Annotated in this window: 17 protein-coding genes; 6 read left to right on the top strand and 11 right to left on the bottom strand. The window is 60.4% G+C overall.

The features are described 5' to 3' along the window. The first annotated feature begins 499 nt into the window (after window positions 1-499). From puuD to RAC79_RS12520, 4 genes are all read left to right on the top strand, one after another. Complete coding sequence (gene puuD, locus RAC79_RS12535; RefSeq protein ID WP_142779597.1) at window positions 500-1,762, top strand: urate hydroxylase PuuD; 1,263 nt, start codon at window positions 500-502, stop codon at window positions 1,760-1,762. Continuing rightward, entirely contained in the window at window positions 1,759-3,069 is a 1,311-nt protein-coding gene (gene guaD / locus RAC79_RS12530) for a guanine deaminase (protein ID WP_174039554.1), read from the top strand. The genes puuD and guaD overlap by 4 nt, the downstream gene beginning before the upstream one ends. 207 nt (window positions 3,070-3,276) lie before the next feature. Beyond that, entirely contained in the window at window positions 3,277-3,996 is a 720-nt protein-coding gene (locus RAC79_RS12525) for a sulfite exporter TauE/SafE family protein (protein ID WP_174039664.1), read from the top strand. A 79-nt stretch (window positions 3,997-4,075) separates the two neighbouring features. Continuing rightward, a complete protein-coding gene (locus RAC79_RS12520; protein WP_174039555.1) occupies window positions 4,076-5,209 on the top strand; it encodes an alpha-hydroxy acid oxidase in 1,134 nt (377 codons plus the stop codon). 204 nt (window positions 5,210-5,413) lie between these two features. Here RAC79_RS12520 and RAC79_RS12515 read toward each other — a convergent pair whose 3' ends face one another. After that, window positions 5,414-5,758 (bottom strand): multidrug efflux SMR transporter, encoded by a 345-nt coding sequence (locus RAC79_RS12515; protein ID WP_065655045.1) that lies wholly within the window; start codon window positions 5,756-5,758, stop codon window positions 5,414-5,416. After that, a complete protein-coding gene (locus RAC79_RS12510) occupies window positions 5,755-6,327 on the bottom strand; it encodes a TetR/AcrR family transcriptional regulator (RefSeq protein ID WP_142845406.1) in 573 nt (190 codons plus the stop codon). The genes RAC79_RS12515 and RAC79_RS12510 overlap by 4 nt, the downstream gene beginning before the upstream one ends. 201 nt (window positions 6,328-6,528) lie before the next feature. On the opposite strand from RAC79_RS12510, the gene RAC79_RS12505 reads away from it, so the two are divergent. Then, the gene (locus tag RAC79_RS12505; RefSeq protein ID WP_174039665.1) at window positions 6,529-7,821 is read left to right on the top strand and encodes a D-alanyl-D-alanine carboxypeptidase family protein; all 1,293 of its coding nucleotides are present in this window, start codon (window positions 6,529-6,531) and stop codon (window positions 7,819-7,821) included. 3 nt (window positions 7,822-7,824) lie between these two features. Here RAC79_RS12505 and RAC79_RS12500 read toward each other — a convergent pair whose 3' ends face one another. The 9 genes from RAC79_RS12500 to RAC79_RS12460 form a co-directional block, all read right to left on the bottom strand. Beyond that, the gene (locus RAC79_RS12500) at window positions 7,825-8,568 is read right to left on the bottom strand and encodes a metallophosphoesterase (protein WP_080856667.1); all 744 of its coding nucleotides are present in this window, start codon (window positions 8,566-8,568) and stop codon (window positions 7,825-7,827) included. Window positions 8,569-8,573: 5 nt separating this feature from the next. Beyond that, window positions 8,574-8,930 carry a hydroxyisourate hydrolase gene (gene uraH, locus RAC79_RS12495; RefSeq protein ID WP_065655049.1) on the bottom strand — a complete coding sequence of 119 codons (357 nt, stop codon included), beginning with the start codon at window positions 8,928-8,930 and terminating at the stop codon, window positions 8,574-8,576. After that, complete coding sequence (locus RAC79_RS12490; RefSeq protein ID WP_078051730.1) at window positions 8,927-9,427, bottom strand: ureidoglycolate lyase; 501 nt, start codon at window positions 9,425-9,427, stop codon at window positions 8,927-8,929. Before RAC79_RS12490 ends, uraH begins: the two co-directional genes overlap by 4 nt. A gap of 3 nt (window positions 9,428-9,430) precedes the next feature. Next, window positions 9,431-9,793 (bottom strand): DUF86 domain-containing protein, encoded by a 363-nt coding sequence (locus RAC79_RS12485; protein ID WP_065655051.1) that lies wholly within the window; start codon window positions 9,791-9,793, stop codon window positions 9,431-9,433. Continuing rightward, window positions 9,790-10,080 carry a nucleotidyltransferase family protein gene (locus RAC79_RS12480; RefSeq protein WP_035220685.1) on the bottom strand — a complete coding sequence of 97 codons (291 nt, stop codon included), beginning with the start codon at window positions 10,078-10,080 and terminating at the stop codon, window positions 9,790-9,792. The genes RAC79_RS12485 and RAC79_RS12480 overlap by 4 nt, the downstream gene beginning before the upstream one ends. Window positions 10,081-10,133: 53 nt before the next feature. Continuing rightward, window positions 10,134-10,631 (bottom strand): 2-oxo-4-hydroxy-4-carboxy-5-ureidoimidazoline decarboxylase, encoded by a 498-nt coding sequence (gene uraD / locus RAC79_RS12475; protein ID WP_142845404.1) that lies wholly within the window; start codon window positions 10,629-10,631, stop codon window positions 10,134-10,136. Beyond that, a complete protein-coding gene (gene puuE / locus RAC79_RS12470; protein ID WP_142845470.1) occupies window positions 10,631-11,554 on the bottom strand; it encodes an allantoinase PuuE in 924 nt (307 codons plus the stop codon). Before puuE ends, uraD begins: the two co-directional genes overlap by 1 nt. Before the next feature lie 204 nt (window positions 11,555-11,758). Further along, window positions 11,759-12,466, bottom strand: a complete 708-nt coding sequence (locus tag RAC79_RS12465; RefSeq protein WP_003524263.1) for a DUF1045 domain-containing protein — start codon at window positions 12,464-12,466, stop codon at window positions 11,759-11,761. Window positions 12,467-12,562: 96 nt separating this feature from the next. Continuing rightward, window positions 12,563-13,771 (bottom strand): FAD-binding oxidoreductase, encoded by a 1,209-nt coding sequence (locus tag RAC79_RS12460; protein ID WP_174039557.1) that lies wholly within the window; start codon window positions 13,769-13,771, stop codon window positions 12,563-12,565. On the opposite strand from RAC79_RS12460, the gene mnmD reads away from it, so the two are divergent. Beyond that, complete coding sequence (gene mnmD / locus RAC79_RS12455; protein ID WP_174039558.1) at window positions 13,770-14,525, top strand: tRNA (5-methylaminomethyl-2-thiouridine)(34)-methyltransferase MnmD; 756 nt, start codon at window positions 13,770-13,772, stop codon at window positions 14,523-14,525. The genes RAC79_RS12460 and mnmD overlap by 2 nt on opposite strands. The last annotated feature ends 5 nt before the right edge of the window (window positions 14,526-14,530 follow it).

Genomic DNA, 14,530 nt, shown 5'->3' with positions numbered 1-14,530 from the left:
GGTCTCCGTTGAAACAACGGCGGCTGCCGGAAGATCATTGCGTCCCTTTATTCAAATTTCACATCAACACCCACCCGGACACAACGGCACCGGGAACTGCGATACCTGCCCCTGATCTGCCCCCACCCAGGGTTCGCAACGCCCGCTTTCGGAAGAACCGCCAGCGAAACATATCATGGAAGCCCTGCGCATCGGCGTAAAACCGGAATGGATTTCCGGCAAGGCGCCCCGCAGGACTCCGCAGCCTTATATTTTAGCACATCGGCAGACTGCACAAAGGATAATAGCTGAGTCGCGTTAGCCAGCTAAGCACAAACTACGCGACAGGAATGAGCGGCTGCAACTTTACCGGGCCAACCAACCTACACGGGCGAACTCAATAGAAATTGCGGACACATAGGCGTCAGATTGTGAACAATCACCGCCTGCCCTCTGCTTTTCCCTTTCCTAAAGGTCAAATTTCTCGCAAGGTGCGCTGCACAAGGATCAGGGGAACCGCATGTACGAATATGCCATTGCGTGGGAATGGATGGCCTTTGCCGTCCGCTGGCTCCACGTCATCACCGCCATCGCCTGGATCGGCTCATCCTTTTATTTCATCGCGCTCGATCTCGGGTTGGTCAAACGGCCGCATCTGCCGCCGGGGGCCTATGGCGAGGAATGGCAGGTGCATGGCGGCGGCTTTTACCACATCCAGAAATATCTGGTCGCGCCGGCCCAGATGCCCGAGCACCTGACATGGTTCAAATGGGAAAGCTACGTCACCTGGCTGTCCGGCTTCGCCATGCTCTGCATCGTTTATTACGGCGGTGCCGATCTCTTCCTCATCGATCATTCCGTGCTGGCGCTCACCCAGTTCCAGGCCATCTGTCTGTCGCTCGCCTCGCTTGCCATAGGCTGGCTGTTTTACGATTTCCTCTGCAAATCGCCGCTCGGCAACAATACCTGGGGCCTGATGATCGTGCTCTATGTCGCGCTGGTGGCGATGGCATGGGGTTACACACAGGTTTTCACCGGCCGCGCCGCCTTCCTGCATCTCGGTGCCTTCACTGCCACCATCATGTCGGCGAATGTGTTCTTCATCATCATCCCCAACCAGAAGATCGTCGTCGCAGACCTGATCGCCGGGCGCACGCCGGACCCGAAATATGGCCGCATCGCCAAACAGCGCTCACTGCACAACAACTATCTGACGCTGCCCGTCATCTTCTTCATGCTGTCGAACCATTATCCGCTGGCCTTTGCCACGCAGTTTAACTGGATCATCGCGGCACTCGTCTTCCTGATGGGCGTCACCATCCGCCACTGGTTCAACACCACCCATGCCCGCAAGGGAAAACCCACATGGACCTGGCTGCTGACCGCCCTCATCTTCATCGTCATCATGTGGCTCTCCACCGTGCCGAAAGTGCTGACCGGCGAGGAAGAACAGAAAGCAGCGACGCTTTCGCCGATGCAGCAGCAATTCGTCGCCGACACCCATTTTGCCAAGGCGCGCGATGTGGTCCAGGGCCGCTGTTCCATGTGCCATGCGGCCGAGCCGGTGTGGGAAGGCGTGCCCTTCACGCCAAAATCCGTAAAGCTCGAAACCGACGAACAGATCGCCGCCCACGCGCGAGAAATCTATTTGCAAGCCGGCCGAAGCCATGCCATGCCTCCCGGCAACATCACCGCCATCACCCCGGATGAGCGCAAGCTGCTGACCGCTTGGTACGAAAGCGCGGTTTCCGGGGCAGGAAAAGCCGAAGGAAAGACTGAATGAGCATGGTTCTGCTGCGTGGCCGCCTGCTGAGCTTCCGCCGCGCGCCGCTCGCAATCGACGATACGCAAAGCTATCTCTATATCGAAGACGGTGGCCTGCTGATCGAAGACGGCCGGATCGCCGCCATCGGCGACTACGCCAATATCCGCAAGCAAGCCCCCGAAGACATCGAGGAAAAGGACCACCGCCCGCATCTCATCGTGCCGGGCCTCATCGACATGCACCTGCATTTCCCGCAGATGCAGGTCATCGGCTCCTATGCCGCCAACCTGCTGGAATGGCTGAACACCTATACTTTCCCGGAAGAATGCCGTTTCGTCGAAAGCGCCCATGCTGAGCGCATCGCCACGCATTTCTATGACGAACTGCTGCGCCACGGCACCACCACGGCCGCCGCTTATTGCTCCGTGCACAAGACCTCCGCCGACGCCTTCTTTGCTGAAGCCATGAATCGCAACATGCTGATGGTGGGTGGCAAGGTGATGATGGACCGCAACGCCCCGCAGGGCCTGCTGGACACGCCGGAAACCTCCTATGACGAGACGCGCCAAGTCATCGCCGACTGGCACGGAAAAGGCCGCAACCACGTCGCCATCACCCCCCGCTTTGCTATCACCTCCACCCCGAAACAGATGGAAGCCGCGCAGGCGCTGGCGCAGGAATTTCCCGATCTCTTCATCCAGACGCATCTTTCGGAAAATCTCGACGAGATCAAATATACCTGCGAGCTCTACCCCGAAGCGACCGACTATACCGACATCTATGTGCGCTACGGCCTGATGGGCAAAAAGACCCTGCTCGGCCACGCCATCCACCTCTCTGACCGCGAGGCGGATGTGCTGTCGGAAACCGGCGCAGTGGCCGTGCATTGCCCCACCTCGAACCTCTTCATCGGCTCCGGCCTCTTCCCGATGAAAAAGCTGCAGCGGCGCGAAAAGCCGGTGCGGATCGCGGTTGCGACCGATATCGGCGGCGGATCGAGCTATTCCATGCTGCGTACCATGGACGAGGCCTACAAAATCCAGCAATTGCTGGGCGAACGCCTCAACCCGCTGGAAAGCTGGTACCTGATGACCCGCGGCAATGCCGAGGCGCTTTCCATGGTCGACCGCATCGGCACGCTGGAGGCCGGCACGGAGGCAGACATCACCGTGCTCAACGCCTCTTCCACCCCCGCCATGGCGCTGAAGATGGAAGTGGTGAACAGCCTTACGGAAGAACTCTTCCTGATGCTGACCATGGGGGACGACCGCACGGTGGTTGAGACCTATGTGGCCGGCAGGGCAATGAAGAGCGTGCTGGCATAGTTCGGCTGGGGCCGAAGCACTTAGCCACAAACTCCTTTACACAATCACATATTGAATCGAGCGGGTGCCGCGTCTTTCTTCTCCCCGGCGGGGAAGAAACCGTGGCCGCACCCGCTCGCTTCTAATGACAAGCTGACGCCATCGCGGCCGAAACGCGAATGACCTCTGGAGTGCGCCGTGCCGGATTTAGACACAACCACCATGCTGATGGTTTTTGCCACCTTCACCGTCGCGGGCATCGTCAAGGGCGTGACCGGCATGGGGCTGCCCACCGTCGCCATGGGCGTGCTCGGCCTGTTCATGCCGCCCGTCCTTGCCGCAGGGCTGCTGATCCTGCCCTCCTTCGTCACCAATATCTGGCAATTGCTGGCCGGGCCGGATTTCAGGGCTATCGTCGCGCGGCTATGGCCGATGATGATCGCCATCGCCGCCGGCACCCTCATCGGCATCCGGCTGATGACGGCAGGTACCGGCGTCTGGACCACCTCGGCTCTCGGATTATGCCTTGCTGCTTACGCGGCCTACAGCCTCTTCGCCAAACCCCTCTCAGTTCCGGCGCGGCTGGAATCCAGGCTCTCACCGGCCATAGGGCTGACAACCGGCCTGCTGACCGGCGGCACCGGAATTTTCGTCGTGCCCGCCGTGCCCTATATACAGTCGCTCGGTTTCAACCGCGACGATCTCGTTCAGGCGCTCGGCCTTTCCTTCACCGTTTCGACCATTGCGCTTGCCGCCGGCCTTGCCTCTCAGAACGCCTTCCGCGTTGAGCACCTGTCGCTTTCCGCACTCGCCGTGATGCCCGCGCTTCTCGGCATGTGGCTCGGCCAGAAAATCCGTAACATCGTCAGCCCGGCCACATTCCGGCGCTGGTTCCTCATCTGCCTGCTTTTATTGGGAGCCGAGCTGTTTTTGCGGGCTTTCTGGTGATGGACCCCGTCGATTTTAATGTCGCAGCCATCCCATTCATGTTATGTGAAGCCATCATTCAAATGTGAAGGCTTTATCCATGGGCAAAATCCTGACCATAGCGGACCTGAAGCAACAGGCTCAGCGCCGTGTGCCAAAAATGTTTTTCGACTACGCCGATAGCGGCGCATGGACGGAAGGCACCTACCGCGCCAATGAGGATGATTTTTCCAAGATAAAGCTGCGCCAGCGCGTGCTGGTGGATATGACCGATCGGTCGCTTGCCACAGAAATGGTCGGCGAGAAGGTTTCGATGCCGGTAGCCCTCTCCCCCACCGGGCTAACGGGCATGCAGCACGCCGATGGCGAGATGCTGGCCGCAAAAGCGGCGGAAGAATTCGGCGTGCCCTTCACGCTTTCCACCATGAGCATCTGCTCCATCGAGGATGTCGCCTCCGTCACCTCAAAACCCTTCTGGTTTCAGCTCTACGTGATGAAGGACCGGGATTTCGTCAACAATCTCATCGACCGCGCCAAGGCCGCCGGATGCTCGGCACTGGTGCTGACACTCGACCTGCAAATTCTCGGCCAGCGCCACAAGGATTTGCGCAACGGCCTCTCCGCACCGCCGAAATTCACCCCGAAACATATCTGGCAGATGGCGACCCGGCCGAAATGGTGCCTGGACATGGCCCGCACCAAGCGCCGCAGCTTCGGCAATATCGTCGGCCACGCCAAAAACGTCTCCGACCTGTCATCGCTCTCCTCCTGGACGGCGGAGCAATTCGATTCGCGCCTGTCGTGGAAGGATGTCGAATGGATCAAGCAACGTTGGGGCGGCAAGCTTATCCTCAAGGGCATCCTTGATGAGGAAGATGCCCGCGCCTCGCTCGATACCGGCGCCGACGCCATCATCGTCTCCAACCATGGCGGCCGCCAGCTCGACGGTGCGCACTCCTCCATCGCCATGCTGCCGAAAATCGTCGACGCAGTTGATGACAAGGTTGAGGTGCATATGGATGGCGGCATCCGCTCCGGTCAGGATGTGCTGAAGGCCGTGGCGCTCGGCGCCAAAGGCACCTATATCGGCCGTCCCTTCCTCTATGGCCTCGGTGCCGATGGCAAACAGGGCGTGACGACGGCGCTGGAGATCATCCGCAAGGAAATGGATGTCAGCATGGCGCTTTGCGGCAAAAGGCTGATTACGGATGTGGATCGCAGCATTCTGGCGTGATATCAGAAGGGCAGAACTTCCGGCATGGCAACGAGAGCTCGCAGACCTCTCTACCGTCATGCCGGACTAGATCCGGCATCAAGCCGCGGCGCGTCTGCGCCGCGAAAGAGTCTCTCGCGATCAAAGACTTGATCGCGCTGGATCCCGGCTCAAGGCCGGGATGACGGCGGTCGGTATCGCCTTCGCGCTAGACCACCCAGCCCCTCAATGCCCCACCGTCTTCGAAAACACGTTCACGATCACCACCCCCGTCACGATAAACCCGAGGCCGACAACGGCGGCGATATCCAGCGCCTGGCGGAACACGAAATAGCCGATGCCGGAAATCAGCACGATGCCGAGCCCGCTCCAGATGGCATAGGCTACGCCGACAGGCAGCGCCCGCAGCGTGAACGACAGCAGATAAAAGGCCGCACCGTAAAACAGCGCCATCAGCACCGTCGGCAAAAGCCGGGTGAATTGCTGCGACTGCTGCAGAAAGGAAGTTGCGATGACCTCACAGACGATGGCCGCGACAAGCGCCCCATAGGTCAAAACAGCCGCGTTCATCGTTCCACTTCCTTTTTCGTCTGGGCGATCATCCGGGCCCTCAGAGCCGCCCTGTCGCCACCCGCTTTGCCATCGTCGGCCAGTAGATCGGCAAACCAGATGCCGTCAGCCGCAAGCCGCACCATCTCCAGTACCACCCCGTCATCCGTTTCTTTATGACGGGCAAGACGTCCCTCAATCCAGCTGTTCCACATGCGCCGAAGCGACGGTTCACCGACCATGGAAACCGAGATCGCTGCCCATTGCCTGCCCGAATCCCTGCCCCGATCCGAGAAAACCGCGTTCACATAGGCCCTTGTGAAGCTCCCAAAAGCTTCACAATCCTGTGAGACGAGGTCATCGATCTCAGCGTCCAGAGCCGCCAGAAGGTCAGTCATCACCGCTTCCAGCAGCGCCTGCTTGGAGGGAAAATGATGAAACAACCCGCCCTTCGTCACCCCGGCGGCATCCGCCACCGCCTGCACGGAAAGTGCTGCAACACCCTGCTCGGCAGCGAGTTTCGCCGCGCAATCGAGAAGACTGCGGCGAACGATCTCAGGCTGCTTTTTCCGTTCATGTGCATTTTTCATGTCTCAGAACATACCGGACGGTTGGTTTCTTTTCAAGGAAATTGTGAGGCCTGCCGCCGGCTTGAAATTCATACTTAATTAAGCATGAAAGCGATCTCTAAAGTTTTAGCGGTTTTGTTGCCGGAAAGTGTCAGTAAAACTTCGCTCATCGCGGCGGACGAACAAAAGGGGTGAATTATGTCGGGAACGATCAAACGGGGAATGGCGGGCGCATGGGTCTTCGCACTCGCCTTCTTTTGCGCGATCCTCTCATTGCAGGCATCGCCTGCGCAGGCCGGTTACGCCCATTTCATCATGGACGCCAATACCGGCAAGGTTCTGGCCGCGCGCAATGCCGATGTGCTGAACCACCCCGCTTCGCTCACCAAGATGATGACGCTTTACATGACCTTCGAGGCGCTGCATTCCGGCCGGCTTCGCTGGGACCAGAAGATAAAGATGTCCAAGAACGGCGCAGCCGTCATCCCCTCGAAGCTTTATGTGCGCCAGGGGCAGACCTTCACCGTGCGCGAGGCGGTCTACGGCATGATCGTCAAATCCGCCAACGACATGGCGGAAGGCATGGGCGATCATCTCGGCGGCTCCGAGGCAAGGTTCGCCGAGATGATGACCCGCAAGGCCCGCCAGCTCGGCATGACGAAAACGGTGTTCCGCAACGCTTCCGGCCTGCCCAGCAAATCGCAGGTGACGACGGCGCGTGACATGGCCAGGCTCGGCCTTGCGCTGCAGCGCGACTTTCCCAAGGAATACGGCCTCTTCGCCATGGAATCCTTCAGCTTCCGTGGAAAACGCATTCGCGGTCATAACAATCTGATGTATCGCTATCAGGGCATGGACGGCATCAAGACCGGTTATACCAATGCTTCCGGCTTTAACCTCGTCAGCGCCGTCAATCACAATGGTCGCCGCGTCGTCGGCGTCGTGCTGGGCGGCAAGACCGCGCGCAGCCGCGATGCGCAGATGGCCGCCCTTCTCGACAAGGCCGTGCCGCAGGCATCGAGAAGCCGCAACACCGAACAGCTCGTCGCCAGCGCCAATGTCAGCCGCACCTTTGCTGTGACGCCCGCAGCCGCGCCCACCGCTTCCGTACCCCCCGCTTCCGTACCATTGCCGATGTTCGCCGAACGCCGCCAGGATCCGGTCGCCATGCAGATCGCCACGGCGAATAACCAGATGGCCGACATGATGCAGGTTTCGGCCATCCCGCGGCCGGCCCCCGCTGCCGTCTCCGCCGGCCAGAGAAGCCGCTGGGAAGTGCAGATCGCCGCCACCGACAGCGAAGCCGCCGCCCGCTCGCTGCTCGCCAATGCCCGCTCCAACATCGCCGGAAATTATGCTGGGATCGCCCCCTACACAGAAGCCGTGCAAAGCGGATCGGCAACCCTCTACCGCGCCCGTTTCACCGGCTTCGAAGACCAGTCTTCAGCGGTTTCCGCCTGCAAGGAACTGAAGGCGCAATCTTATTCCTGCGTGGTGATGATCAGCGAGGGGTGAGGATCAGCGCTTGAGCCAGCCACCGGCCAAGGCTTCGGCCAGATGCGACATGCCGTTGACCTTCGCCATCTCGGCCATGGCCATATTGTCGTAACGGATGTTGCGGAAATAGACCTGCCAGCCGCGCCCGGTCTCTTCCAGCACGGCATAGGTGGCAAGCGGGTGGCCGGCCTCGACGTGATGGTCGAACGGCGTGTCGTCCTTCCAGCCGGGGCAGCCGACGCTGCCGGGATTGACGATCAGCCGGCCGTCGGAAAGCTGCACGGTGCGGGGAATATGGGTATGGCCACACAGCATCAGCGGCTGGGTGATGCCTTCCGCCATGGCTTCGATTTCGGCCAGCGGCCGCAATTTCAGAACGCCGTCCGGCGACAGCGTTTCCAGCCAATATTCCAGATCGTCACGCGGCGAACCATGGCAGCAATAGGCGACATCCTTGAACACCATGCTGAACGGCAGGGTTTGCAGCCAGTCCAGATGGGCGGCGCTCAGCTGCGCATGCGCCGGCCTCTCCCAGCTCCCCATCTCCTCCGGCGCGCGGTCGATCAGTTCCCGGTCATGATTGCCGCGAATGCTGGGAATCCAGTTGCCAACAAGCACATCGCCGGTAAACCCCGCTTCCAGCGGGCCGCTGAAACAATCGCCGAGATTGACGATGTCCTTGATGCCAAGCCTCGCGATATCCTCCAGCACGGCTTCAAGCGCGGCGCAGTTTCCATGAATATCGGCAATCGCGGCAAAGATCATGGCAATCAGCTTCCTCGATAGGTGGAATAGCTATAGGGCGAAAGCAGAAGCGGCACATGGTAATGGCCGCTCTCATCGGCAATGCCGAAGCGGATCGGGATAATATCGAGAAAGGCCGGCTCCGGCAGCACAACACCCTTGCCGCGCAGATAATCGCCGGCATGGAAAACCAGCTCATATTCCCCGGCCCTGAAACTGTCGCCGACGAGCAGAGGCCCGCCATCGACACGGCCGTCGCTATTGGTCTTCACTGTCTTCAGCTTCTCGCGGCAATCGCCGGAGAGCCGGTAGAGCTCGATCGTCAGTCCTTCTGCGGGCGTGCCATGGGCGGCATCGAGGACATGGGTGGTCAAACCGGTCATGGCTTGGGCTCCGCGATCATATAGGGCTTGTCGAAAAAATACTCTTCCAGATTGTTACCCGGCCCATCACGGTCGGCAACCAGAAAATCCGAAACCGCCTGCAACGGCATCAGCGGATAGTGCCAGACATTGCGGCGGTAATTCACGCCCTGATCGCCCCGCGCCAGAAACACCTGCGGCCGGCCGGGCCGGCCGCCGTCGTCATCGGCGACGACCACGAGGAAGGGTCGGCCGGAAAGCGGCGAAAAACTCTGGCTGCCAAGCGGATGCCGTTCCATCATCTCGATTTGATGCGGAAAGGCGCGCGGCTGCCCGCGGAAAATATTGAGGATGACACGCGCACCCTCACCCGCAGCCTCAGGCGCTGCAAGCGCATGATGCCGCTCGGTCTGGCCGCCATTGATATGCCGCATGGAAGAGGGTGTCGTTTCGATCACATCGCCGAAGGATGCAAAAGCCTCTTTGGTGAGAGGTTTTATGTCGAGAAAATCAGTCAAATGTCATTCACCTTGGGCATGCCAGTTTCGGAGGAGGGAGAGACGCGCCTGCAAATCCGGAATGCTCTGCGTTATCGTTTTCCAGACGACCGAGAGCTCCGCCCGGAAATAATCATGCACGATCAGATTGCGCATACCCTTCATCTTGATCCAGGGAATTTCCGGGTGCTGCTGTAAAAATGCGGGGTAATGCCTGTCGAGCTTGGCGACCGCCTCGCCAATCAGGGCAAGGGCCATCATGACCGCCATCTGCGTCCGCGTGTCGGAAGAAAAAGCGGCCTCATCCATATCCTGAATGAAATCCCGTATTCTGGAGGCGGCAACATCCATCTCCTTCAGATAGAGCAGAAGCCGATCCGTGCTCATACCGCTTTGGCTTCCTTCAAAACGCGCGCCCGTATATCCGAATGCAGGCCGCCCGAGGTGACGACGTCGACCTCCACACCAAGCAGCGCCTTCAATTCCTCCAGCAAACCGCCGAGATCGAACAATGTCGTACCCGGCAGCGCATCCACCAGAATGTCGAGATCGCTGTCCGGCCGGTCCTCGCCACGGGCGACGGAGCCGAACACGCGCGGGTTTGCCGCGTTGAAGCGTTTCGTCGCTTCGCGGATCGCTTCCCTGTTCTTTTCCAGCACCTCGGAAGGTCTCATGATCTTCATCTCCAGACAGCGCGATTCTAGCAGAACGGCCACCACTCGCCAATTCAGCCTTCCGGCAACATCGCGGAAAGGCGCAGCCAGGCGATCTTCTCCACCTGCGCCGTCGCCGTCTCAAATTCTTCGGCTGCACCGTTGCCGATGCGCGTCTCGAAGGCAGCTAGAATATCATGCCTGTTCAGCCCCTTGACCGCGATGATGAAAGGAAAGCCGAATTTTTCGGTATAGGCGCCGTTCAATTCGGTAAAACGGGCGTGCTCTTCAGAGGTAAGCCGGTCCAGCCCCGCACCGGCCTGTTCGTTACGGCTGTCGGCCGTCAACTCGCCCGCAATCGCCAGCTTGCCGGCAAGATCGGGATGCGCCCGCAACACGCCGAGCCTTTCCGCCTCGGAAGCCGCGCGAAACTGCGCGCTAAGCGCGGCGTGAACCGCCTTCGCCGTCAGTTCCAGGCCGGCTCCGCCAGCATCATAGGCCCGTTCGGCGATGAAGGGCGAATGTTCGAACACGCCGCCAAAGCGGGTGACAAAGTCCTCACGCGTCACCATCAAAGCACCTCCGGCTTATGATGTTCATGCCAGTGACGGGCAATCTCGATGCGCTGCGGGATCCACACTTTCTCATGCCCGAGCACATATTCGATGAAACGGCGAAGTGCCGCCGCGCGGCCGGGACGGCCGACAAGGCGGCAATGCAGGCCGACGCTCATCATCTTCGGCGCGCCCTCGACGCCTTCCTGATAAAGCACATCGAAAGCATCCTTCAGATAGGTGAAGAACTGGTCGCCGGAATTGAAGCCCTGCGGCGTGGCGAAACGCATATCGTTGGTTTCGAGCGTATAGGGAATGATCAGGAAAGGCTCGTGCTTCGCACCCTTGACCCAATAGGGCAAATCGTCGGCATAGGAATCCGACGAATAGAGGAAACCGCCCTCTTCCATGACAAGGCGCAGCGTATTGTCCGAAGGCTTGCCCTGATACATGCCATAGGGACGCTCGCCGGTAACCTCCGTGTGCAGACGCACGGCTTCGACTATATGCTTGCGCTCTTCTTCTTCGGAAAAATCCTTATATTCCAGCCAGCGGTAACCGTGGCTTGCGATTTCCCAGCCCGCTTCCTTCATCGCCGCGACGGCTTCCGGGTTGCGGGCCATGGCGGCGGTCACGCCATACACGGTGGTGGTGACGCCGAGACCGGTGAACATGCGCCACAGCCGCCAGAAGCCGGCGCGCGAGCCATATTCGTAGATCGATTCCATGTTCAGGTTGCGCTGGCCGGGCCAGGGCTGGGCGCCGACGATTTCCGACAGCAGCGATTCCGAAGCCTTGTCATTGTCGAGAATGCAGCTCTCGCCGCCCTCCTCGTAATTGATGACGAATTGCACGGCGATGCGCGCACCGCCCGGCCATTTCGGATCGGGAACATTGCGGCCATAGCCCACCAGATTGCGGGAGTAATTTTCGGAAATCATGCAGCCACCCAGAACATCTCTCCCAAGGCGGAAACCGATTTCGGGAGACATAAAACAGATCTCCGAAGCGCGATGACCAGGAAGGGGCACAACACACGCTTCAGATATGCGATATCCGAACGGTAGCATCCGCATCCGGAATGTCGAGATCAATCTTGCCGACATTCCGATGCTTTTTTGTATACGATTACTCCGGCGCGCTCTTCAGGCTATCTTTCGGGCGGAAACACGGCCCATGGGGTGAAGCGAGTGTACCCGGAAAGGCGCACCCGGTTCATCCTCGATGAAAAGCGCAAGGCTGGAAAACTGCAGGGATCGGGTCAGCAGCGGCTCGAAAACCTTGCGCACGGCCCGCTCAATCCTCTGGCTGCTGGAAGCTTCCACACCGCCCGTCAGGGACATCTGGAACCGGAACTCATCCATCACATGCGGGCTGCCCCAGCGATGCAGATTGGTGAGTTGCGAGGCCGAAAGCCGGTCCGGATCAGCGCGCTCGATTTCCGCGTCGGAGAGCGGCGCCCGGTAACGGTCGAATTCCTGCACCACGCGGGCGGCAAAGAAATGCAGCACTTCGCAGGGGCGCTCGGGAACGAGGCTGAAGACATTCTCCTGCCTTGCCACCACCAGTTGCGGCAGTGTGAAGGGCTCCTGCCTGCCGGAAAAATACATCAGGTCACGCAGAAGCGCCGCTTCGGAATGGCCCTCCGCAAGACGGAAGGGAGCCTTGATCGTGCCATGGAAACCGTAACGGCGCGGCAGCGCCGTATGGTAGGAAATCTCCTGCATGCCGAGATCGATCATGCCCGGCGGCTCCACCGCCTGACCGGAATAGGCATCGCGCCCCAACCACGCGGCAGCCGCCTGCGTCAGGGGGTCATTGGGGGAAGGCGTGAAATGAATGGCGTATCGCATGCACTGTCACCTCGCCGCAAATGCGGACAAACCGGCCTCGTTGCAGGCCAGCAAATAAGTGATTTGCGTGACAGATTAACGACGTGGGCGGCCTGATCAGAACTTTCTAAAGTCCGCGACGGCAATACTCACGTGTTGTTGAAGGTGAAAGCCCGAGGGGATGACAGGCGTGTGACCGCACACGGTCTGCAACGCCGCATCGGCAAGAAAATGCGCAAGCCCGAAGCTGACCTTGAAGCCGCCGGTCAGCGCAACGAGCTTCGGATGGCCGGGGACCGTGCCCACCATCGGGTCCCTCCCCACCGCCTTCGGGCGCAGCCCGGCCCAGCGTTCCAGCACCGGCGCGCCAGTAAGCGAGGGAACAACGGCAGACGCTTCCGCAAGCAGTTTTTCGAGCATTTCATCGGTACTGAAGGGATCGGAAAAACAATCTTCGCTGGTACTGCCGATCGCGACCGTGCCATCCTCATGCGGCACGATATAAAGACCGTTCAGGAACACAACCGGCATCGCCGGGTCGGCTGCCGCGTCGAGAAGTGCTGCCTGCCCCTTAACCGCCTGCCCCAGCGCCACACCGGCCTCCAGACCGAGGGCATCGCGGATCAGGGGGAAGGAACCATGGCCATTGGCGACGATGACATGGCCGAAAGAAACCTCATCGCCCGACGACAGCACCGCCTGCCCGGCATCCGCATCGAGCGAAATGGCGCGGCAACCTTCCGCCAGCCGCACATGCCGCGCCTTGCCGAGAAAAGCCGAAAGAAGGGCGATCATCGCACGTGGCGAGACCCGCGCCGCCAGCGTATCGAACACGAAACCCGCCTCACCCGCCGCATCATCCACCCAGCCCGCCACCGAAGGCCTGTCGCCGACACGCCAATGGAACCGGCGCTCGCCCGACACCCAGTTCTCCAGCGCATCCCGTTCGTGCCGTTCGGCAATGGCGCGCAGATGCGGCTTCGGCAGCGGAATGATACGGCCTGAGCGGCGATAGCCGGCGGAAAGCCCGGTCTCCGCCTCCAGCCAGGCAATCTCTTTTTCCAGCGCAACGAGGGCATCGAACTGGAACTGCTTCTTGTCCGACCAGCGGTCCGGCATATGCGGCATCAACGCGCCCAGCAGCCCGCCGCTGGCGCCGCCGCCGGGGCGATCCGCCTCCACCAGTAATGTATCGATGCCGAGCCGCTCCGCCTTGACGGCGGCCCACAGTCCCATGATGCCGCCGCCGACGATGAGAAGCGGCACGGAAGCCGGCAATCTTGGAGATTGACCCTGTTCGAAAGCGGGATTATCGGCTTTAGCCATGAAACATTCCAACGAAAATATCACAGAGACCGGCGCAGCGGCCGGTTCACCGGCCGGGGAACCCCCCACCGCGCTCGACTGGCGTGACGGGGATATGCCCTATTCACTGGCCTTTGACGACCATTTTTATTGCCAGACGGATGGCCGGCTGGAATGCGGCCATGTCTTCCTCTCCGGAAACGGCCTGCCAGAGCGTTGGCTCGAACGGGAGGGCGCCTTCCGCATCGGCGAACTGGGATTCGGCACCGGGCTTAACCTCTGCGAGACATGGCGCCAGTGGAAAGAGATGCGCAACGGCCGCTCCACACTGCATTTCATCTCCTTCGAACTCTACCCGATGAAGGCGGAGGAAATCGACCGGGCGCTTTCCCGCTGGCCGGAAGTGGATGCCGAACGCAAGGCGCTCACCGCCCTCTGGCCCGCCGAGCCTAAAGGACGGGTCGAAATCCAGCTCGATGACGAAACGCAGCTGACAGTGGTTTGCGGCGAAGCGCTCGCCGGCATTTCCGCAAGCGAGGAAAGTTTCGACGCCTGGTTTCTCGATGGCTTCGCACCCGCGCGCAATCCGGATATGTGGTCGCTGGAAATCATGCAGGCGCTTTTCGCAAAGACGGCGCCTGGCGGCACATTCGCCACCTATGCTGCCGCCGGCTTCGTTCGCCGCAACCTCATCGCCGCCGGTTTTGAGCTGGAGCGCCGGAAAGGTTTTGCCGGAAAGCGGGAAATGCTCTGCGGGACCAAACCCTTCGGCTGACGCGA

It is taken from the genome of Agrobacterium sp. LR_9 (genome assembly GCF_041954855.1).
Taxonomy (GTDB): Bacteria; Pseudomonadota; Alphaproteobacteria; order Rhizobiales; family Rhizobiaceae; genus Agrobacterium; species Agrobacterium leguminum.
This window is presented reverse-complemented; position numbering and strand designations above follow the sequence as displayed.